The organism is Mycobacterium hackensackense, assembly GCF_025822555.1.
Classification (GTDB): domain Bacteria; phylum Actinomycetota; class Actinomycetes; order Mycobacteriales; family Mycobacteriaceae; genus Mycobacterium; species Mycobacterium fluoranthenivorans.
In genome coordinates this window covers 14,475-35,402 of the sequence record NZ_JACKUC010000020.1, presented here as the reverse complement: position 1 = coordinate 35,402, position 20,928 = coordinate 14,475, and the positions used below count along the sequence as shown (strand labels likewise).

Here is a 20,928-nt window from a genome sequence, read left to right as displayed (position 1 = left end):
ATGAAGGTTTTTCAGGATCTCGCGGAGTTCGAGACAGCGCAAGGGGCCGAACTCGGCCCGACCGACTGGGTCGAAGTGGACCAGCAGCGCGTCAACGTGTTCGCAGATGCCACCGACGATCATCAGTGGATCCATGTCGACCCCGAACGGGCCGCATCCGGGCCGTTCGGCGGCACCATCGCGCACGGGCTTCTGACATTGTCGCTGCTGCCGCGGTTCATGCACGATCTGTACCGGGTGGACAACGTCACCATGGCCATCAACTACGGCTTCAACAAGGTCCGCTTCATCACACCTGTGCCCGTGGGCGCCAAGCTTCGGGCCTCGTCGCGCATCACACAGATCGACAAGCTCGATGCGGCGGTGCAGGCCACCCTGGTGACCACCGTCGAGGTGGAAGGGGCCGCCAAGCCTGCCGCCGTGATCGAATCGATTGTCCGCTATGTCGGTTGAGCTCACCAGGGACACGAAAGTCGCCACAGCGGAACGCCTCTACCAGGCGCTGGCCGACGGTGACGTGGACACACTGGATCAGCTTCTGGCGGCGGACTTCGTCGGCCACGCCGCGCAGGGTCTGCCGCTGGGCATGGGGGGCACGCACGTCGGACCGGATGCGATGCGCACAAAGTTGTGGTGGCGTATCGGTGAGCATTTCAAGGCACGCGCGGTGGCGGAGGATTTCCAGACACTGGAGGACGGCCGGCTGGTGGTGACCGGCACCTATCGTGGCAGCGCTCGTCGCTCGGGGGGCGAACTCGAGGCCGCCTTCGTCCACGTCCTGTCGTTCGACGGCGACGGTCACATCGCGTCCCTGAACCAGCTGACCGACACCGCTGCCTGGCATGCCGCACTCGAGGGCGACGGCCGTCTGCAGACCATCGACTTCCGGGTCGAAGACGGGGTGGCGACGATCTGTCTGAATCGCCCTGCGCAGCGCAACGCCATCAATCTGCGGATGGCCCAGGAGTTCTTGGAGGTGGCACGGCGTATCGCCGCTGATCCCTCGGTGCGCGCGGTCCTGATCAGTGGCAACGGCCCGGCGCTGACCGTGGGCGGTGACATCTCGTACTTCTTGGAGGGCGGGGGTGAAGGCTACGACCGGCTGTTCGAGCGGATGATCTGGCCGTTCCACGAGGCCTTCGACATCCTGAGTCGGCTCGAAGCGCCCATCGTGGCGGCCGCACACGGCGCGGTGGCCGGTGGTGGCATGGGGTTCGTCTACGCTGCCGACCTCGTGCTTGCCGCGACGGGCACCCGGTTCGTTCCGGCCTTCGCCGCCATCGGGCTGTCGGGCGACGGCGGCGGTACCTATCACCTCCCACGGCTGATCGGACCGCGCCGGGCTGCCCAGGCGTATCTGCGGAATACGCCGATCAGTGTCGAGGAGGCCCTCGATTGGGGCCTGGTGAACGAGATCGTGCCCGCCGACGAACTCCATGCGCGTGCCACGGCGTTGGCTCGGGAGCTGGCCGAAGGACCGACTGTCGCGTTCGCGACGATGCGGGCGTTGTTGCGGGAAAGCTGGGGCAACGACCTCACCGGACAACTCGCCGCGGAATTGCGCGGCACCAAGAAGACAGGAATCACCCGCGATGCGGCGGGTGCGTTCACCGCGTTCGCCGAGAAGCGGACACCGACTTTCGAAGGGCGATGACCATGGCAGGGCTTATTCAGGACACCGACGAGCACAAGGCGATCCGGGAGAGCGTGGCGGGTATCGCCAGTCGCTATGGGCAGCAGTACTTTCTGGAGCGGGGCCGGGCGGGCGAGGGCATCGAGGAACTCTGGAAGGACCTCGGCGCCGCCGGCCTTCTCGGGGTTCATCTGCCCGAGGCCTACGGCGGCGGCGGCGGGGGTATGGCCGAGGCGGTCGTGGTGGTCGAAGAACTTGCCGCCCATGGGATGCCGATGCTCATCTGGGTGATCTCCCCGGCCATCTGCGGCAGCATCATCGCCATCCATGGCTCCGGGGAGATGAAGCAGCGGTGGCTGCCCGGGATCGCCGACGGCAGTCAGAAGGTGGCGTTCGGTCTCACCGAGCCCGACGCGGGCTCCAACAGCCACAATGTCAAGACAACGGCGCGCAAGACCGGCACCGGCTGGGTGCTCTCGGGTTCGAAGTACTACATCTCGGCCATCGATCAATGCGACGCTCTTCTGGTGGTGGCGCGCGACGGCGATCTGTCCACACCGGAGAAGTCCAAGTTGTCGCTGTTCGTGGTGCCGACCGACTCGAAGGGGTTGTCCTATCAGGAGATCGACACCTCGATCGTCTCGCCGGACAAGCAGTTCACCGTCTTCCTCGACGAGGTCGAGGTCGGTGCGGAGGCGTTGATCGGACAGGCCGGAAACGGGCTGAGGCAGGTGTTCGACGGGTTGAACCCCGAGCGGATCCTCGTCGGCGCCATCTGTGGTGGTGTCGGGCGGTATGCGATCGAGAAGGCCGTCGCCTATGCCAAGGAACGTAAGGTGTGGTCGACCGCGATCGGCGCGCATCAGGGCATCGCCCATCCGCTGGCCGAGAGCCACATCGCCGTCGAGTTGAGCCGCCTGGCCACCGCGCTGTCCGCGCAGCAGTTCGACGCGGGTGATCCCGCCGGCGAAGCGGCGAACATCGCGAAGTTCTCGGCATCCGAAGCGGCCCTCAAGGCGCTGGATCAGGCGATCCAAACCCATGGCGGAAATGGCCTCTCGCACGAGTACGGGCTCTCCGAACTGTGGTTCGTGACCCGGCTGATGCGCACCGCCCCGGTCAGCCGGGAGATGGTGCTCAACTTCGTCGCACAGACGTCGCTCGGCCTGCCCCGCTCGTACTGACCCCTGAACCCTGACACGTGACCGAAGGAGAATGACGATGACGTCAGCAGAACACGCATTTGACGCCGTGGTGATCGGCGCCGGCGCGGGTGGCCTTTTCACGGCTGCTCGCCTGACCAAACTCGGCTACCGCACGCTGGTGGTGGAGCGTTTCGACAAGGTCGGAGGTCGTGCCTCCACCGACGATATCGACGGCTTCAAGGTCAACAACGGTGCCATCGTCATCGAGGTCGGCGGTGTCACCCAAGAGACCTGCAATGAGGTGGGGGCCCGCTTCGACATCCGCGAGCCGCAACCGCCGATCCTGTACCGCATCGCGGGCAAGGATGTCGATGTCACCGGCGGCGGCTGGGGTTTCCTGCTCGGCAAGCTCACCCGCCAGGGTGCCAAGCTGGTCAAGGGAATCGGCGCCGCCCGCAACGACTCCGGTCTGCCCGAGGACGAATTGTCCACCGCGGACTGGGTGTCCAAGTACACCAAGAACGAAGGCGTGCACGGCATCTTCCGGAACATGTGCGCCTCGGTGTTCGCGGTGGGCTCCGAGGATCTGCCGGCGCGGGTCTTCCTCACCTACTTCACGCGTAAGAGTGCGTTCAAAAGGTTCGGTTTCCATCCCGAGGGCACCATCGGCATCTGGCGCGCGCTGGCCGAGGCCGTGGTGGCCAACGGTGGACAGATCTGGCTGTCGACGCCGGTGACGAAGATCCACAAGGGTGACGGTGACGTCGTGACCGGGATCGACGTCACGCGAGACGGCGAGACGGTGCGCATCGACGCGCCCGTGGTGGTCAGCGATATCGGCCCGGCCGGCACCGTCAAGCTGATCGGTGAGGAGAACGTTCCGCCGGACTATCAGGATCTCGTCAAGGCCGCCGATCGCCCGACATCGATGATCACGGTGAACTTCGCCAGCCAGGAACGTCTCATCGACGTACCGGGCATGCTCAGCTTCGCGAAATCACGCCGACTGGCCTATATCGCCAACTTCACCGATGTCTGTCCCGAGATGGCGCCGGAGGGCTGGAATCTCTACGCGGGTACCGCCGTGCCCAAGAATCCCACCGGTGACTTCGACGAGGCGGCGGAGACCGAATTCCTGCTGCAGGACCTGCGGGATAACATCGACGACTTCGATCGTCGTGCGCGCATCCTGAATATCGCGATCACCCGCGATGACTGGCCCCCGCAGCGTGCGGTCGCCGGGTACGACCTGACCCACGACACTCCGTTCCGCAACCTGTGGAACGTCGGCGACGGGGTCAAGGAGTACGCCAACGGCGGGACCACCGCTTGTGCGGAGACGGCAAAGCTGGTGGTGGACAAGATCGTCGCCGCCCACAAACCGGCGGTGCTGCGCTGAGCAAACTGGCCGAGCGCATCGCCTCCGCGCGCAGCGTCCTGTTCGTCCCCGGCGACCGGCCCGACCGCTTCGCCAAGGCCCTCGCCAGCGGTGCGGATATCGCGGTGTTGGATCTCGAGGACGCCGTCGCCGTCGGCGACAAGGACGCTGCGCGTGTGGCGGTGGGAGACTTTCTGAGCACCGGCGTCCAGGTGCTCGTGCGGGTCAACGGTACCGATACCTCGTGGTGCGCCGATGATCTGCAGATGCTGGCGCAGTGGAAGTGCGCGGTGATGGTTCCCAAGGCGCACAGCGCTTCTCAGTTACAGAGCATCGCCGAGCAGCTGGCGCCGGGGACACCGCTGGTCGTGCTCATCGAGACGGCGGCGGGAGTCAATGCCACCGAGGCGATCTGTGCGGTGGACACCGTGGTGCGCGCCGCGTTCGGCAGCATCGACCTCGGCGCTGAACTCGGTGTGGACCCCGACGTGCATCAAGCGTTGCAGTACGCCCGTAGTGCCGTGGTACTCGGTTCGGCGGCCGCGGGACGGGCCGCCCCGCTGGACGGGGTCACCACCGAACTCGGCGATATGGGCATGCTCGCCGACGACATCTCCCACGCGGTTCGCTTGGGCTTCGGTGGGAAGCTGTGTATCCACCCGCGCCAGGTGGCCGTCGTCAACCAGCGGTTCTCGCCCTCACCCGAAGAACTGGCCTGGGCACGCAAGGTCATCGACGAGGCGGCCGGCGGTGAGGTGCGCGTCGTGGACGGGAAGATGGTCGACAAGCCGGTGCTTGCCCGTGCGGAGCGGATACTGTTGCGGGCCGGCATGATTGCCCAGCCGACGGCTCAGTGATTCCGGTGGGCTGCGTGCCCGCCTGTTACTGCGCCGCTGACGCTGCGCCGTCGGCCAGGAGTGGGGCCGGATCGATACCCCATTCCGACAGGACGGCCGCGGTGTGCTGACCAGGCTGCGGCGGGCTGGACTGCGGTGGGACGGTCAGGCCGTCGAACCGCGGCGCCGGTGCGGCCTGGAGCACGCCGTTGCCGGCCGTGAGAGTGCCGCGCGCCGCGATGTGTGGGTGGTCCTTGGCTTTCTGCATGCTCAGCACGGGGGAGACGCAGGCATCACTCGTGCCGAAGATCTCGGTCCACTCGCGCTGAGTACGGGTGGCGAACGCCGCCGCGATGCGTGCCCGGGTCGCCGGCCAGGTGGCGCGGTCGTTCTGCTGGCCGACCGCGACGTCGGTCAAGCCCAGACCCGACAACAGGAGTGCGTAGAACTTGGCCTCGATGGCCCCGACCGCCATGTGCCGATCATCGCCGGTGCGGTAGATGGCGTAGTACGGAGCGCCGCCGTCGAGCATGTTCACCCCACGCTCGTCGCGCCACGCCCCGGCATTCAGCATGGCGTGCGTCCCGGTGAGGAGGTGCGCGGCACCGTCGACGATCGCGGCGTCGACGACGCGCCCCCGGCCGGTACGGGCGGCATCCCAGAGCGCGGCGAGCACACCCATCACGAGGTAGGCGCCGCCGCCGCCGAAATCGCCGACCAGGTTGACCGGGATCTGCGGTGGGCCGCCGGCATCCCCGATCGCGTGCAGCGCACCGGTCAGCGCGATGTAGCCGATGTCGTGGCCGGCAACTCGCGCCAGCGGACCGTCCTGTCCCCACCCGGTCATGCGGCCGTAGACGAGTGCCGGATTGCGTTGCTGACACTGTTGCGGCCCGATCCCGAGCCGTTCGGCGACGCCAGGTCGATGACCCTCGATGAGGATGTCCGCACGTTCGACCATCTTCAGTACGGCTTCGACGGCACTGTCGTGCGTGAGATCGAGGCACACCGACCGCTTCCCGCGATTCAGGAGATCCCGGGTCGGTTCGCCCGGGAAGACCCCCAACCCTCCGGGCCGTTCGATCCTGATGACATCGGCTCCCATACCGGCCAACGTCATACCGGCATAGGGGCCTGGGCCCATCCCGCCGATCTCGAGGACTTTCACACCGTCGAGCGGCGCCGAACGGGAATCTGACATCGATCGTTCTTTCTGTTGGGCCGGACCGCCCCGGTCGGGCTCGGTCACCCGGTCACTGCGGTGAGTGCGGTGAAGCTGTCGTTGTCCACGATCTGCTGTGCCACCCGGCGGGCCATCGCACCGAACATGGCATCACCTCGTTCGGTACTCGCCACACCCAGCGAGACGGGGACCGTCAGCACCAGACCGTAGAGGGCGTGTGCCCGGTATTCGAGCCAGCAGCGGTCGGCGTCGTAGCCGGTGACGCCGGCGGAAAGCAACCGCCGATGGTACTCACCGACGAGGGCGCGCTCGTGCGCCACGCGATCGGCCTCGGTCAACGACGTGCCCAGGAGGTAGGACACGTCGATCACACCCGGGGCGACGGCGACGCTCTGCCAGTCGACGACGGCGATCCGGGTCCGTCCGTCCTGGGCGTCGAACAACAGATTGTCGAGCCGAAAATCGCCGTGCCACAACGTCCGGTGCTCGCTCAGCGTCGCGAGCCAGGCCGGTATCTCGCGGCCGAGGCGATGCAACACATCCACGTGTTCGAGCTCGAGGTAGCTGCCGAATCGCTGCAGCCACGGGTCGACAATCTCCGGTAGCGCGCCGGCCAGTGCGTTCCACACGTGCTCGACAGGCAGCCAGGACTGCTCGGTCAATGTGGCGTGACCCCAGGATCCGGCGTGCAGAGCGGCGGCCTGGCCCAGCGCCGAGTCCGCCTGATCCGGGGTGCAGCCACCGATCTGTTCCACGGTCCGGGCCGGGCCCATGTCTTCCAACAGCAGCAGGAAGTCGTGGTGGTCATCGGTGATCTGGGCCGAGAAGCAGTCGGGTGCCCGCACGTCGGTCAGGTCGGCGAGGTGTTGGTAGAACAGCACTTCGCGCTGGTAGGCGCCCGTCGCCGCACCCATCTGGCGGCTGTCGGGATCGGTGCTCGACATCTTGGCGATCACCGTGTCCGGGGCGCCATCTGGTCGGATCGTGTACTCCAGTGTCAACCGGTAGCTGTTCGCCATCTGGCCGGTGCCGACCGGAGCGGATTCGAGCGAGGCGATAGAGAGATCTGTCCATCCCGTGCGCTGCGACAACAGCTCGGTCACGGCTTCCGGGGTGACCTCCGCGATCGTGTACGGGATCGACGACATGGCAGATTCCTTCGTGTTCAACGGATCATCCGGTGGCGGAGGATGAGGGATTCGCGCCAGGCGGGTGTGGTGGCATGACCCTGCTCGGCCGGCGTGACACGGATCACGCACGCGTCACCGACGGTAGGTGGCCATCGCGACGTGCGTCAAGACCAGGGATCGGTGTTTTCTATTCGCAAGTCAATTCTCTTCTCGCTGTCACCGGTATCGGGTATCGATTGGCGGCGGCGACGCCCGAGTTGTCTCCGGCCCTTGTGTGTGCGCGCTCACGAGCCCTATCTTCTAACAAAGAATAAAAATTCTCGGCAGATGGGTGTTTGTCATGTCACGTCGTATCCAGCTCATCTGTGCCTGGTGTGGGCCCGCAACCGTGATCGTTGCGCTGTGCGGCTGGCTCATCGCCGGCGTCCTGCCGATCCCGCTGGGGTCCTCCAGTACGACCGAGCAGGTGGTGAGCTTCTACGCGAACGACACCCGGGTGCTGTGTGGCCTGGTGATCGCGCAACTCGGCATCTGCCTGGTGTTTCCGTTGATCGGGCTGATCGGCTACCGCATGCTGCGGATCGAGGGGCGACACCCGATCCTCACCTTCATCCAGCTGGTCACGGGTGCGGCCACCGGTGTCCTGCTCCTGTTGCCGATGCTGCTGATGGCCGTCATCGCGTTTCGTCCGGACCGCAACCCGGAGCTGACGGTCACGCTCAACGACATCTCCTGGTTGTTGTTCATCACGCCCATTGCGCCGTTCATCATCCAGAACATCGCCATCGGTACGGCGATTCTGCGCGATCCGCGTGCAACGCTGCCCCGCTGGGTGGGCTACATGAACTTCTGGATTGCCGCGTCGTTCATCCCCGACCCGCTGGCCTTCTTCTTCCACAGCGGGCCGTTCTCGTGGCGAGGTGTGTTCATCTTCTGGCTGGCGCTGACCACCTATGCCGTTTTCCTCGTCGGCATGGGCCTGGTCCTGCGGGCGGCGGCTTTGAAGGACGTCGACCCGGAAGAATCGCCGAGTAGGGCGGTGCCCGCCTGAGGGCGGCGTATCCCTAGGGAATGTGCTCAAAGGATCTGTGCGGCAACGTGGTTTCGGCGTGGCGGATCTTTCTTGGGGGTGGCCTGCGGACGCGGTCCCGGCAGCGTGGCTCACGCCCGCCATAAGTTGACTTATGGCAAAGTTGGTGTGACCATGGTCTCAGCCCAGGGGAGAGTGTGGGCCAACCTAAGTTTTGAATCAAACGTAAATTAAGGAGAACGATGGGGTTCGCCAGTTCGGCCGAGGTCACGAAGTACATCGGCGGCATTTTCGAGGCCGCCTTTGTGGATCCCGAGATCGGCCCCAAGCTCGAAGCCACCGGCCTCGTGGTCGCGTTCGATTTCACCGATCCCGAGGCCGTGGTCCTGATCGATATGGCCAACAAGGTGGTCCACGAAGGCCTCGACGGGGGCCCGGAGCCGATGGCCACCATGTCGATGACCGCCGACACGGGTAGCGCCTACTGGCAGGGCAAAGTGAATCTGCCGTTAGCGATGGCCAAGAAGAAGATCAAGGTCGACGGAAACGTGGCTAGCCTGCTCAAATTGGCGCCGCTCGGCAAGAAGCTCTACCCGTCCTACATCGAACGTCTCAAGGCCGACGGCCGCGACGACCTGCTGGCCTGACCGATGTTCCCGGGAATCCACGCAACATCGGATCCGGAACGTCCGGCCGTGATCATGGCCGAGTCGGGCCGGACGTTGACCTACGGCGAGCTGGAGCGGAGTTCGGCGTCCATCGCCAGCGCTCTGCACGGTATGGGTCTGCGCCGCGGCGACGTGGTCGCGCTGTTATCGGACAACACGGTGGAAGCCTTCGAGGTCTATTGGGCTGCCATTCGTTCAGGTCTGTACATCACCGCGGTGAACTGGCACCTGGCCGCGGACGAGGCGGCCTATATCGTCAGTGATTGCGGCGCGCGTGTGCTGTTCGCCTCGGCGGGGGTGCGGGGCCTGGCCGAAGAGATCGTCGCGCTGACACCCCAGGTCGGGTATCGGTACTCCTACGGTGGCCAGATCGCCGGTCATCAGCCCTACGACGTTCTCATCGACGATCGTTTCGAGGCTCTGCGGGACCAGCCTCGCGGGACCGAGATGCTCTACTCCTCGGGGACGACCGGACGGCCGAAGGGGATCAAACCCGTCCTCTTGGACATTCAGGTCGACGAACCCGGTGATCCTCTGGTGGGCATGCTGGCGCACGCGTTCGGTATCAGTGCCGGCGACCGCTACCTGTCCCCGGCGCCCGTCTACCACGCCGCACCCCTGAAGTGGTGCGGCGGTGTGCACGCCCTGGGCGGCACCGTGGTCTTGATGGAGAAGTTCGACGCGACCGCCGCCTTGACCGCCATCCAGGCCCACCGCATCACCGTGACCCAGATGGTGCCCACCATGTTCATCCGGATGTTGCAGCTGCCCGAGGACGTGCGGCACTCCTTCGACACGTCGACGCTGCGGCTGGCGGTGCACGCCGCCGCGCCGTGCCCACCCGATGTCAAGCAGGCGATGATCGACTGGTGGGGACCGATTCTCGTCGAGTACTACGGCGCCACCGAGGGCCACGGCGTCACCGTCGTGACCACCCCTGAATGGCTGAACAAGCGTGGGTCGGTGGGCCGGGCGGCGCTGGGCACCCTGCACATCTGTGACGACGAGGGCGTCGAACTCGGCCCCGGCGACGTCGGAACCGTCTACTTCGAGCGCGAACAGGCCCCGTTCGAGTACCACAACGACCCGGAAAAGACCTCCAGTGCACGACATCCCGGCCACGACAACTGGTCGACCGTGGGTGACGTGGGATACCTGGACGAAGACGGGTACCTGTTCCTGACCGACCGTAAAGCGTTCATGATCATCTCCGGCGGGGTGAACATCTACCCCCAGGAGATCGAGAACGTGCTGGCGCTGCACCCGAAGGTCTCCGATGTCGCCGTCATCGGTGTTCCGCACCCCGAGATGGGTGAACAGGTCAAGGCCGTCATCGAACTGCGGGACGGCTGGTCGGGCACCGACGAGCTGGCCGCGGAGCTGATCGACTATGTGCGTGAACGGATCGCGCACTACAAGGCGCCGCGCAGCGTCGACTTCGTCGACGAACTCCCACGGCTGGCGACCGGAAAGCTGGCCAAACGCAAGCTCCAACAACGCTACGCGGAGGCACACTGATGAATACCCAAATGCTCACCACCGCCAGGGAATACGATCCCGTCAGCATCTCCCCGCTGAGCTTCTGGGCCAAGACCGCCGACGAACGCGAGCAGTCGTTCAAGATCCTGCGCGACGAACGGCCGCTCAGCTGGCACGCGCCGATCGAAGGCGCGTTGATGGAAGCCGAGATCGACGGCCTCTGGGCGGTGACCCGCAATGAGGACATCGCCTACATCAGCAAGAACCCGCAATTGTTCTGCTCGGGCCAAGGCGTGATGATCGAGGCGGTGCCGGAAGACATTCTGGACGCCGCACAGTCCTTCCTGGCGATGGACGGCAGCCAGCATTCCATCCTGCGCCGACTGATCAGCTCGGTGTTCACGCCACGCCAGGTGGCCAAGATCCAGGACCAGATCAAGGTCCAGGCCGCGACGATCGTGACCGACCTGCTCAAGACGCGCAGCGGTGACTTCGTCGAGCAGGTGTCCAAGCGGCTGCCCATGTGGACCATCTACGAGATGATCGGGCTGCCTGCGGAATACCGCGATGAGGCGGCGCACAACGCAGACGGCATGGTGTCCTGGGCGGATGCCGATGTGGCCGCCGGACGCGAATCGGGCGAGGTCCTCAACGAATCCCTGGTCGGGCTGCTCACGACGGGGCTCGAACTCGCCGAGCAGCGTCGCGCTCATCCCACATCGGACCTGATGTCGTTGTTGGTGCAGGCCGAGATCGACGGTCGCCGACTCACCGACGAGGAACTCGGTGCGTTCTTCGTGCTGCTCTCGGTGGCCGGCAACGACACCACCCGGAACACCGTGACGCTGACCACGATGGCCCTGCAACAGTTTCCGCATCAGCGCGCGTTGCTGGAACGGGACTTCGACGGCCACATCAAGCGCGGTATCGAGGAGTTCGTGCGCTGGGCAAGTCCGGTCATGACGTTCCGCAGGACCGCCACCCAGGACACCGAACTGTGCGGCCAATTGGTACGCGAAGGGGAGTGGGTGCTGATGATGTACTCATCGGGCAATCGGGACGAACGGGCCTTCGCCAATCCTCACGAGTTCGATATCACCCGAGAGCCGAACGCGCACGTCGGTTTCGGCGGCGGGGGACCGCACTTCTGCATGGGCGCCTTCCTGGCCAAGATGCAGCTGGAGGCCATCTTCCGGGAACTGGTCCACCGCGCGCCCACCCTACGGGTCGGTGACCCCGAGTTCTTGACCGGAAACTTCGTGCACGCCGTCAAATCCCTGCCCTACACCCTCGACTGACCGGAGAACCACCATGACCGAGTACTCGGGAAAGCACTACGTCGTCACCGGGGCCGCCTCCGGGATCGGCCACGCCGTCGCCGAGCAGCTGTTGGCTGCCGGAGCCGAAGTGACCAGCCTGGACCGAAATCAGCCGCAGGCCAAGGTCACTCGCCATATCGAGGTCGACCTCGCCAACCCGCGCAGTATCGACGCGGCCCTGGAGACCCTCGAGGGGCCCTACGACGGACTGATGAACGTCGCCGGTATTCCGGGGACGGCGCCGGCGGATCTCGTCTTCGCGGTCAACAGCCTGGCTGTGCGCCATCTCAGCGAAGCGTTCTTCGAACGGCTCGTGCCCGGAGGGTCGATCACCATCGTGTCCTCGACCGCCGGCTTCGGCTGGCCCGAGCGGCTCGAGGCGATACGCGACGTGCTGGCAACCGACACCTTCGAGGAGGGCGCCGCCTGGTTCAAGGCCAACCCGCAGCAGGGCAACGCCTACAACTTCTCCAAAGAAGTCAGCACCGTGTACACCCAGTCGATGGGGCTGGCCCTGGCCCAGATGGGATTGCGGATCAACGCGGTTCTCCCGGGCCCGGTGGAGACTCCGATCCTGGTCGACTTCGAGGAGTCGATGGGCAAGGACACCCTGGACGGGGTCAAGGAACTCCTCGGCCGGCACGCAGACCCCGCCGATATCGCCTCGGTGGTGCTCTTCCTGGCTTCCGACGCCGCGCGGTGGGTGAACGGGCAGGCCCTGGCGGTCGACGGCGGCCTCACCGGTGCCGTCAGCACCGGCGTGGTCCCGAAGCCGGAATTCTGAGGCCTCGATGACGCTGAAAGCAGTAACCGACACTTCGGGCGCCGCGCACGAATGCACCGCGCTGCCCGATCTGCGGCGCGCGTTCGCGACCGGCCGCACCAAGCCGCTACGGTGGCGCCTGGACCAGTTGGCGGCCATCGAAGCACTATGCGACGAGCAGGAGCCGGCGATCGCCGAGGCCCTGGCCCATGACCTGGGCCGCCCGCCGGTGGAAGCCTGGCTGGGCGACATCGCCTCCACCAAAGGCGAAGCCGCCTATGCGCGAAAGCATCTCAAGAAGTGGATGCGCCGCGACCGGCAGCCACTTCCGCTGGCGCAATTGCCGGGCCGCGGCTGGGTGCAGTACGACCCACTGGGTGTGGTGCTCGTCATCGGGCCGTGGAACTACCCGTTCTATCTCAGTGTCGCCCCGCTGGTCGCCGCGATCTCGGCCGGCAACTGTGCCGTGCTCAAGCCGTCGGAACTCGCACCGGCCACTTCTGAACTGCTGACCGAACTCATTCCCAAATACCTTGACAATCAAGCAATCAGGGTCATCGAGGGTGACGGTGGCACCACGCAGAACTTGATCGCGCAAGGGTTCGATCACGTGTTGTTCACCGGCGGCACCGAGATCGGCCGCAAGATCATGGCGGCCGCGGCCCCCACACTGACGCCCGTGACACTCGAACTGGGCGGTAAGAGTCCGGTGCTGGTCACTGCCGACGCCGACCTGGATGTCGCGGCGCGCCGCGTCGCGTGGGTCAAACTCATGAACTCCGGCCAGACCTGCATCGCGCCGGATTACGTGCTGGTCGAAGAGGCCGTTGCGGACAGCTTCACCGATAAGGTCATCGCCGCCGTTGCGGCGTTTCGGGCTCAGGAACACACCAGCGGTCTGCGGATCGTCAACCGGCGGCAGTTCGACCGGCTTGCCGGGTTGATCGACACGACCACCGGCACGATCGTCACCGGCGGTCGTGCAGATGCCGACGCACTGACCATCGAACCGACCGTCATCCGGGATCCGGCGCCTACCGACGCTGTGATGGCGGATGAGATCTTCGGCCCGCTGCTGCCCATCATGAGCGTGGAATCCACCCAGGCCGCCGTCCAGTTCGTGAACTCACGACCCAAGCCGCTCGCGCTGTATGTCTTCACCGGCTCGCAGCGGCTGGGCCGCGAGCTGATCGACGCCATCCCCTCCGGTGGCGCCGTGATCAACCACATCGCCATGCACTGCCTGGTTCCGCAGCTTCCGTTCGGCGGTGTCGGTGCCAGCGGGATGGGGCAGTACCACGGTCGTTGGGGGTTCGAGGCGTTGAGCCACCGCCGTGCCGTGTTGGCCAAAACCGCATGGCCGGACCTGACGCTCGTCTACCCGCCTTACACGGACCGGGCAGTGAAACTCATGAGAAGGCTGTTCTGATGAATATCCGCGTGGACGGAACCAAATGCTCCGGAATCGGAATGTGTGAGATGACGGCACCTACCGTGTTCGAGGTCGGGGACGACGGACAGGCACACGTGATCGGCGGCGCGGAAGGCGATGTCGCGATGGCGCAAGAAGCCGTGGCGAACTGTCCGACCGGTGCCATCTCGATCGACGGCTGACCGACGTCCGGCACACCGTCGGTGTGCCGTTCCCGCATTCCTTCGAAGACCACAGGAGAGGTTGCACAAGGCAATGGCCTTCGTCATCACCCAGAACTGTTGCACCGACGCCAGTTGCGTCCCCGTATGTCCTGTGGACTGCATCCGGCCCGTGCCCGATCAAGCCGGCGCGGCCGCACCGATGCTGTACATCGATCCGGCGTCGTGTGTGGACTGTGGGGCGTGCGTCGCGGTGTGTCCCGTCGGCGCGATCTACCACGAGGACGAACTGCCGGAATCTCAGCAACGATTCAAGACGATCAATGCCGACTTCTTCGCCACCGAGCCGTTGGCCATCCGTCCCATCCCGGCGAACTGGACCCCGGCTCCGGTCGGACGAGACACGCTGCGGGTGGCGGTGGTGGGCGCCGGCCCGGCGGCGTGCTATGCCGTGGCCGATCTGGCGCGCACCACCGGAGTTCAGGTGGACGTCTTCGACAGGCTGCCAACGCCGTTCGGCCTGGTGCGTTTCGGCGTGGCGCCCGATCACCAACGCACCAAGGACGTCGTGCAGGTCTTCGAGACGGCGCTCGCCAGCCCCAACGTGACGTGCTTCTTCAACGTCGCCGTCGGTCAAGACGTCACCCACGACCAGCTGATGGCCAACCATGATGCGGTGATCTATGCGGTGGGCGCCTCCACGACCCGCGAGCTGGACATCCCCGGGGAGGAGCTGCCGGGCACCATCGGGGCCGCCGAGTTCGTGAACTGGTACAACGGACACCCCGACCATGCCGAGCGACGATTCGATCTGGCCGGTCCGCGCGTGGTGATCGTCGGCAACGGCAACGTGGCGCTGGATGTGGCGCGGGTATTGGTGATGGACCCGGATCAGTTGGCGGCCACCGATATCGCCGAACACGCTTTGCACCAGCTGGCCGCCGGTGACGTGCGTGAAGTCGTCTTGTTGGGCCGCCGCGGTGCGGCAGACGGCGCGTTCTCGGTGGGGGAGTTGTTGGCGCTCGGTGGGCTACCGGGTGTGGATGTGGTGGTCGAGGGAGAGGTCGGAGAGCGGCCCGACGATCACGAGCGTGCCCTGAAATTCGATATCGTCGGTGAGTATGCGCAGCGGTCGAGCACCGCGGGCAACAAGCGGATCGTGCTGCGCTTCGGTACCCGGCCGGTGCGCATCGTCGGCGACGATCGTGTACGGGCCCTGGAAGTGGAGGGCGGCGCGGGCGTCGTCTCGATCGACACGGCGCTGGTGCTGAAGTCCATCGGATATCGCGGCACGCCGATCGAGGGGCTGCCCTTCGACGAGGCCGCCGGTGTCGTTCCCAACGAGGGCGGCAGGGTGATCCACGACGGTGTCCCGGTACCGGGGGTGTACGTCACCGGTTGGATCAAACGCGGTCCCCGAGGTGTCATCGGCACCAACCGGTTGTGCGCGCGGGAGACCGTCACCAACCTCCTGGCCGATGCCCGGGCCGGTACCTTGCCGGACCCGGCTTCGCAGACCGGGCCGGATGCCTCGGACTTCGCGGCGCACGGTGTGACCGTGGTGGACCTGGCCGGCTGGCGCCGTATCGATGCCGCCGAGCGACAGCTGGGTGCGGCGGCCTCGCGACCCCGGGTCAAGGTCGTCGACCGCAGGGCCCTGCTCACCGCAGCCGCCGTGGTCTCCTAGGAATCGCCGAGGTGTCAACGACGGAACTGCCCGCCCTGCTGCGTCGCGCCGGTGATCGAGATCTCGTCATCGCCCTCGGTGATGGTGTGGGCGCGGCGAACATGCTCGACGACGGCTCCACCGTCGGCGAGGTGCTGAGCACGTACGCGGCCGGCGGCCGTGGCCTCACCTTGGTGTTGGGCTGGAGCCCGGTGGCGCCGCTGGGGATCACCCCGGAGGCTTTCACCCGCATCGTCACCCTCATGCCGGGTTGGGGTGTGCGGACGTTGCTTCCCAGCCCGGTCACCAGTGCGGTGCCGACCAGCATGGCCGCCATCCCCGCACTACTGGGTTCTCATCTGCGTCCGGACGTGCTGCTCACCCGGATGACCCGACGTGACGGCGGCTTTCAGTTCTGCACCGAGGTGTCGTGGCAGCAGACGCTTGTCGACATCGGCGTACCGGTGTGGGCCGTACTCGACGAAGGGGCGCCGTCGGCCTGCGCCGGAAAGCCGGTGGCACCGGAGGCGGTGACGATCATCGGCCGCACCGGCGATGGCCCCGCAGATCTGCCGTCGCGGCCGGCGGAGGCCATCCACGAAGCCCTGGCCGACCGGGTGCTGGACCTCATCCCCGAAGGCGCCCGACTCCAGTGCGGACCCGGTCAGCTCGGTACCGCGCTGCTGCAGCGCTGCACCAAAGCACTGGCCATCGACACCGGACTGCTCACCGATGCGGTGATGGACCTGGAACGGCGGGGGCTGCTCATCGGTGAGCCGGCGGCGACCTACCTGTTCGGAAGCGCCGAGCTGTACCGATGGGCCGATGGTCGGCCGATCCTGCGGGGCATCGAACACAGCCACGACGTCACCCGGCTGTCCCGGGGTGCGCCGTTCGTCGCGGTCAACACCGCGATCGAGATCGACCCGTTCGGTCAAGTCAACGTCGAGGGCGTCGGCAACAAGGTGGTGGGCGGTATCGGGGGACACCCCGACTACTGCACGGCCGCTCGGATGAACCGATCGGGATTGTCCATCATCGCTGTTCCGGCGCAATTCAACGGCCGCTCAACGCTTGTCGAGGCGCTGAGTCGGCCGGCGTCGACGCCTGCCCACGATGTGGAGGTGATCGTCACCGAGGCCGGCCACGTCGATCTGCGTTCGGCCGGGTGGTCGGAACGGCGCCGCCTCATCGAGGGGCTCTTCCAGCTCGCGGCCTGATCTGGCCATCCGCCCAGTGCGCCAAGACAATACCTGCGCCTGCCACCGATATCGCATCGGTGGCAGGCGCAGGTTTTCCGTCAGTGCTGGACGGGGCAGCCTGCGCCGGCGTGCATGCGCTTGACGGCGGCCGCGAAGTTGCTCACCAACATGTCGGGGGCGTCCAGTCGGAGATCGGGGAGCCGGTGCAGGATCTGGTCCAGCATGTGCCGGATCTGCATCCTGGCCAAAAATGCGCCCAGGCAGTAGTGCGGACCCCCACCGCCGAAGGCCACATGCTGGTTGGGCTTACGGGAGATGTCGAATGTCCACGGGTCGGTGAAGGCAGTGTCGTCGCGGTTGCCCGATGAGTAGATCATCACCACCCATTCACCCTTGCGGATCTGCCGGCCGCCCAAGACGGTGTCCTGCGTGGCGGTGCGGCGGAAGGTCATCACCGGTGTCACCCACCGCAGTACCTCGTCGATGGCCGCGTCGATGCGGCCATCGAAGTCCTCCAGCAGGTAGGCCACCTGGTCGGGGTTGTCGACGAACGCCTTCACACCCAGCGACAGGGTCGTGCGTGTGGTGTCGTTGCCGGCGAAGGACATCAGCACGAACATCGAGGCCAGTTCGTCGTCGGTGAGGTCGCGACCGTCCACCTGCGCCGACACCAGGTTGGACCAGATGTCGTCGCGCGGGCAGGCACGGGTGGCTTCGGCGAAGTCCAGGCCGATGCTGAGGTTGCCCACCAACGCGTCGTTCATCACCTCGGCCGCCGTGCGGCCGGCGGCGATATCGGGATCGTTCCAGCCGGCAAGCTCATCGGCGTAGTGGGCCGCCTCTTCCCGGCGGTCCTGCGGCAGCCCCACCATGTCGTAGAAGGTGTGCATCGGCATCTGCTTGCTGACATTCTCGACCCAGTCGCCCTCGCCCTTGGCCAAGAACTCGTCGACGATCGTGGCGGCGCGCTCGCGGATCTGCTCCTCGATACGTTTGACCTGTTTGGGGGTGAACGACGCACTCATCAACCGGCGGAAGGTGAGATGCCGCGGACCGTCCATGGCCAGGAATGACGATGCCGCCTCGAGGAATTCGTCGGGCACATCCTCCAGCTGGATGCCCTGACCTGAGCAGAACAGCTCGGGGTGAGTACTGACCTCACGGATCAACTCGTGTGTGGTGACCGCCCAGAAGCCGGGGATTCCCGGCGGTGCCAGGTCGCTTTCGGCGGGCGGTTGCCAGCTCACGGGCGCGCGCTGACGGAGTTCGGCGAACGAGACGTCGCGTTCCTCGGCGGAGAGCGCCCAGAACGCCTTCGGAGAGATGTCGACGGGGTCGAATGGTCGATCTGGGGTATCGGTGGGCGGCGTGTCGGCTGCCTGTTGCGTCACCGAATCCGTTGGGCTGCTGGACACCGTCCACTCCTCATGTCGAATGGTTGAGATATTTCTATTGTAGATTCGAAAATGCTGTCGGGTGGGGAAGTTGACGAAGTCGGGCCGGCGCGGAGCCCTGAACGCAGCTGCGCGGACCGAGTGACACCTCGGCCCGCGCAGCTGGTCACGATTTCAGGACGCGGCGATATCGCGGCCGATGATCTCCTTCATGATCTCGGTCGTGCCGCCGTAGATCGTCTGGATGCGGGTATCGAGATAGGCACGTGCCACCGGATACTCGAGCATGTACCCGTAACCGCCGTGCAGCTGTAAGCACCGGTCGATGACCCGCTTCTGCAATTCGCTCAGATACCACTTGCCCTTGGCGGCATCAACGGGCGTGAGCTCGCCGGCGTTGTAGGCAAGCACACTCCGGTCCGTGTAGGCCTCGGCGATATCGATCTCGGTGGACATCTCGGCCAGTTCGAACCTGACATGCTGCTTGTCCGTCAGCGGGCCGCCGAACGCCTGACGACTCTGGCAGTACTCGACGGTCATGTTGAAGATCGCCCGGGTGGTGGCCATCGCTTTCGCGGTGACCCCGAGTCGTTCCCGCGGCAGGTGGCTCATCAGGTACTGCAGCCCCTTACCTGCCTCGCCCAGCAGATTCTGCGCGGGCACCACCGCATCGCGGAAGTACAGTTCGGAGGTGTCCTGGGCGGGGAGTCCGACCTTGTCGAGCTTGCGGCCACGCTCGAAGCCCGGGGTATCGCGTTCGACGACGAACAGGCTCAGCGCGTTGGACCCGCCGTCCGGATTGGTCCGCGCGGCCACCACGACGACATCGGACATGATTCCGCTGGAGATGAACGTCTTCTGGCCGTTGAGGATCCAGTTGTCACCGTCGAGGCGCGCCGTGGTGCGGATGCCTCGCAGATCGCTGCCCGCGCCGGGTTCGGTCATGGCCAGCGCGCCGATCAGCTCGCCTGCGGCGAAACCGGGCAGCCAGCGTGCCTTCTGCTCGTCGTTGGTCAGATCGAGCAGATAGTGCAGGACCAGGTCATCCTGGAGGCTGACCGTCAGGCCGAACGACAGTGCGTTGATCCTGGCGATCTCCTCGCAGACCACCATGCGGTATCGGTAGTCGGCCTCGCTGGCCCCGCCGTACTCCTCGGGGATCTGCAGCGCGTAGATACCGGACTTGGCAGCGCGGGCGAAGACCGAACGGTCGATCCAGCGGTCGCGATCCCAATCATGCTGATGGGGAACGACTTCTCTGGCCAGGAACTCGCGAACGGTCTCGCGGTAGGCCTCGTGGTCGGCCTCGTAGAGGGAACGCTTCATCGCCTACAGCCGTTCGATGATCGTGACGTTGGCCTGGCCGCCGCCTTCGCACATGGTCTGCAGGCCGAACCGGCCCCCGGTGCGCTCCAACTCGTGCAGCATGGACGTCATCAGTCGCGCGCCGGTGCAGCCGATCGGGTGCCCCAGGGCAATCGCCCCGCCATTGGGATTGACCTTCGCAGGGTCGGCCCCCAGTTCGGCCAGCCAGGCCAACACCACGGGAGCGAAAGCCTCGTTGATCTCGACGGTGTCGATATCGTCGATGGACATGCCGGCGCGCTTGAGCGCGTGCTGGGTCGCCGGGATCGGCGCCGTCAGCATCATCACCGGATCCGCGCCACGGACCGAGATGTGATGGATGCGAGCGCGAGGGGTCAAGCCGAACCGGTCGACGGCGGCCTTCGAGGCCACCAGTAGTGCTGCGGCGCCGTCGGAGATCTGGCTGGCGACAGCGGCCGTCAGGACGCCCCCTTCGACGAGGGTGGGCAGCCCCGCCATCTTCTCCAACGAAGTGTCGGCACGCGGTCCCTCGTCCACGCTGATCCCGGCGAACTCGGTGATCTCGCGGGTGAAGCGGCCCTCCGCGATCGCGGCGAGCGCGCGCTGGTGACTGGCCAGCGCAAAACGCTCGTTGTCTTCACGGCTGAGCTTCCACTGCTCCGCGATCATCTCGGCGCCGCGGAACTGGGAGATCTCCTGGTCGCCGTAGCGGGCCCGCCAGCCTTCGCAACCCGTCCACGGATCGGTCGATCCGAACGGCTCGCCGGCGCCGAAAGCGCTCAGGATCGGGTACTGACTCATCTTCTGGACGCCACCGGCCACGATGAGATCGGAGGTGCCGCTCATGACCGCTTGGGCCGCGAAATGCACTGCCTGCTGGGCGGATCCGCACTGGCGATCGATGGTCACACCGGGTACCGATTCCGGAAGCCCGGCAGCCAGGGCGGCGGTGCGTGCGATATCGCCGGCCTGGGATCCGATGTTGTCCAGACACCCCAGGATGACGTCGTCGATGGCGGCCGGATCGATGTCGTGACGGTTGACCACAGTCTTGATCACATGCGCGGCCATATCGGCCGGATGTGACCCCGCGAAACCGCCCTTGCGACGGCCCACTGCGGTTCGAGTTGCGTCAACGATATAAGCCTCAGTCATGGAAAATAATTTAACATAGAATCAAAAA

Annotated in this window: 19 protein-coding genes; 14 read left to right on the top strand and 5 right to left on the bottom strand. The window is 65.9% G+C overall.

The features are described from left to right. From H7J86_RS00345 to H7J86_RS00325, 5 genes are read left to right on the top strand one after another with little or no spacing between them, the layout of a single operon-like run. Entirely contained in the window at window positions 1-453 is a 453-nt protein-coding gene (locus H7J86_RS00345; RefSeq protein WP_090364183.1) for a MaoC family dehydratase, read from the top strand. After that, window positions 443-1,654: an enoyl-CoA hydratase-related protein gene (locus H7J86_RS00340; RefSeq protein WP_267288658.1), complete on the top strand. Its 1,212-nt coding sequence runs from the start codon at window positions 443-445 to the stop codon at window positions 1,652-1,654. Before H7J86_RS00345 ends, H7J86_RS00340 begins: the two co-directional genes overlap by 11 nt. Before the next feature lie 2 nt (window positions 1,655-1,656). Continuing rightward, entirely contained in the window at window positions 1,657-2,817 is a 1,161-nt protein-coding gene (locus H7J86_RS00335) for an acyl-CoA dehydrogenase family protein (RefSeq protein ID WP_267288656.1), read from the top strand. 37 nt (window positions 2,818-2,854) lie between these two features. Then, entirely contained in the window at window positions 2,855-4,177 is a 1,323-nt protein-coding gene (locus tag H7J86_RS00330) for a phytoene desaturase family protein (protein WP_267288654.1), read from the top strand. A gap of 5 nt (window positions 4,178-4,182) precedes the next feature. Further along, on the top strand, window positions 4,183-5,013 hold the full coding sequence (locus tag H7J86_RS00325; RefSeq protein ID WP_187099431.1) for an HpcH/HpaI aldolase/citrate lyase family protein: 831 nt from the start codon (window positions 4,183-4,185) through the stop codon (window positions 5,011-5,013). A 25-nt stretch (window positions 5,014-5,038) separates the two neighbouring features. On the opposite strand, the gene H7J86_RS00320 is transcribed toward H7J86_RS00325, so the two are convergent. Further along, window positions 5,039-6,193, bottom strand: coding sequence for a CaiB/BaiF CoA transferase family protein (locus H7J86_RS00320; RefSeq protein ID WP_267288652.1), 1,155 nt, complete (start codon window positions 6,191-6,193; stop codon window positions 5,039-5,041). A 44-nt stretch (window positions 6,194-6,237) separates the two neighbouring features. After that, window positions 6,238-7,323, bottom strand: a complete 1,086-nt coding sequence (locus H7J86_RS00315; RefSeq protein ID WP_267288650.1) for a phosphotransferase — start codon at window positions 7,321-7,323, stop codon at window positions 6,238-6,240. A 322-nt stretch (window positions 7,324-7,645) separates the two neighbouring features. Between H7J86_RS00315 and H7J86_RS00310 the strand changes: the two genes are divergently transcribed. The 9 genes from H7J86_RS00310 to H7J86_RS00270 all read left to right on the top strand — a co-directional run bounded on the left by H7J86_RS00310 (window position 7,646) and on the right by H7J86_RS00270 (window position 17,043). Then, on the top strand, window positions 7,646-8,356 hold the full coding sequence (locus H7J86_RS00310) for a hypothetical protein (RefSeq protein WP_267288648.1): 711 nt from the start codon (window positions 7,646-7,648) through the stop codon (window positions 8,354-8,356). A gap of 221 nt (window positions 8,357-8,577) precedes the next feature. Continuing rightward, window positions 8,578-8,982: an SCP2 sterol-binding domain-containing protein gene (locus H7J86_RS00305; protein WP_090364189.1), complete on the top strand. Its 405-nt coding sequence runs from the start codon at window positions 8,578-8,580 to the stop codon at window positions 8,980-8,982. A 3-nt stretch (window positions 8,983-8,985) separates the two neighbouring features. Further along, complete coding sequence (locus H7J86_RS00300) at window positions 8,986-10,521, top strand: acyl-CoA synthetase (RefSeq protein WP_267288646.1); 1,536 nt, start codon at window positions 8,986-8,988, stop codon at window positions 10,519-10,521. Continuing rightward, complete coding sequence (locus H7J86_RS00295) at window positions 10,521-11,780, top strand: cytochrome P450 (protein WP_090364192.1); 1,260 nt, start codon at window positions 10,521-10,523, stop codon at window positions 11,778-11,780. The genes H7J86_RS00300 and H7J86_RS00295 overlap by 1 nt, the downstream gene beginning before the upstream one ends. 13 nt (window positions 11,781-11,793) lie before the next feature. Further along, entirely contained in the window at window positions 11,794-12,585 is a 792-nt protein-coding gene (locus H7J86_RS00290; protein ID WP_090364194.1) for a coniferyl-alcohol dehydrogenase, read from the top strand. Window positions 12,586-12,592: 7 nt separating this feature from the next. Then, window positions 12,593-13,993, top strand: coding sequence for an aldehyde dehydrogenase family protein (locus H7J86_RS00285; RefSeq protein ID WP_267288644.1), 1,401 nt, complete (start codon window positions 12,593-12,595; stop codon window positions 13,991-13,993). Further along, complete coding sequence (locus H7J86_RS00280) at window positions 13,993-14,178, top strand: ferredoxin (RefSeq protein WP_090364197.1); 186 nt, start codon at window positions 13,993-13,995, stop codon at window positions 14,176-14,178. The genes H7J86_RS00285 and H7J86_RS00280 overlap by 1 nt, the downstream gene beginning before the upstream one ends. 73 nt (window positions 14,179-14,251) lie before the next feature. Further along, on the top strand, window positions 14,252-15,844 hold the full coding sequence (locus tag H7J86_RS00275) for an FAD-dependent oxidoreductase (protein WP_187095938.1): 1,593 nt from the start codon (window positions 14,252-14,254) through the stop codon (window positions 15,842-15,844). 11 nt (window positions 15,845-15,855) lie between these two features. Next, entirely contained in the window at window positions 15,856-17,043 is a 1,188-nt protein-coding gene (locus H7J86_RS00270; protein ID WP_235633116.1) for an acetyl-CoA hydrolase/transferase C-terminal domain-containing protein, read from the top strand. Between the two features lie 80 nt (window positions 17,044-17,123). On the opposite strand, the gene H7J86_RS00265 is transcribed toward H7J86_RS00270, so the two are convergent. From H7J86_RS00265 to H7J86_RS00255, 3 genes are all read right to left on the bottom strand, one after another. Further along, window positions 17,124-18,440, bottom strand: a complete 1,317-nt coding sequence (locus H7J86_RS00265) for a cytochrome P450 (protein ID WP_372517197.1) — start codon at window positions 18,438-18,440, stop codon at window positions 17,124-17,126. A 153-nt stretch (window positions 18,441-18,593) separates the two neighbouring features. Beyond that, entirely contained in the window at window positions 18,594-19,745 is a 1,152-nt protein-coding gene (locus H7J86_RS00260) for an acyl-CoA dehydrogenase family protein (protein WP_187095937.1), read from the bottom strand. 3 nt (window positions 19,746-19,748) lie between these two features. Beyond that, window positions 19,749-20,900 (bottom strand): acetyl-CoA C-acetyltransferase, encoded by a 1,152-nt coding sequence (locus H7J86_RS00255; protein WP_090364202.1) that lies wholly within the window; start codon window positions 20,898-20,900, stop codon window positions 19,749-19,751. Window positions 20,901-20,928: the final 28 nt, after the last annotated feature.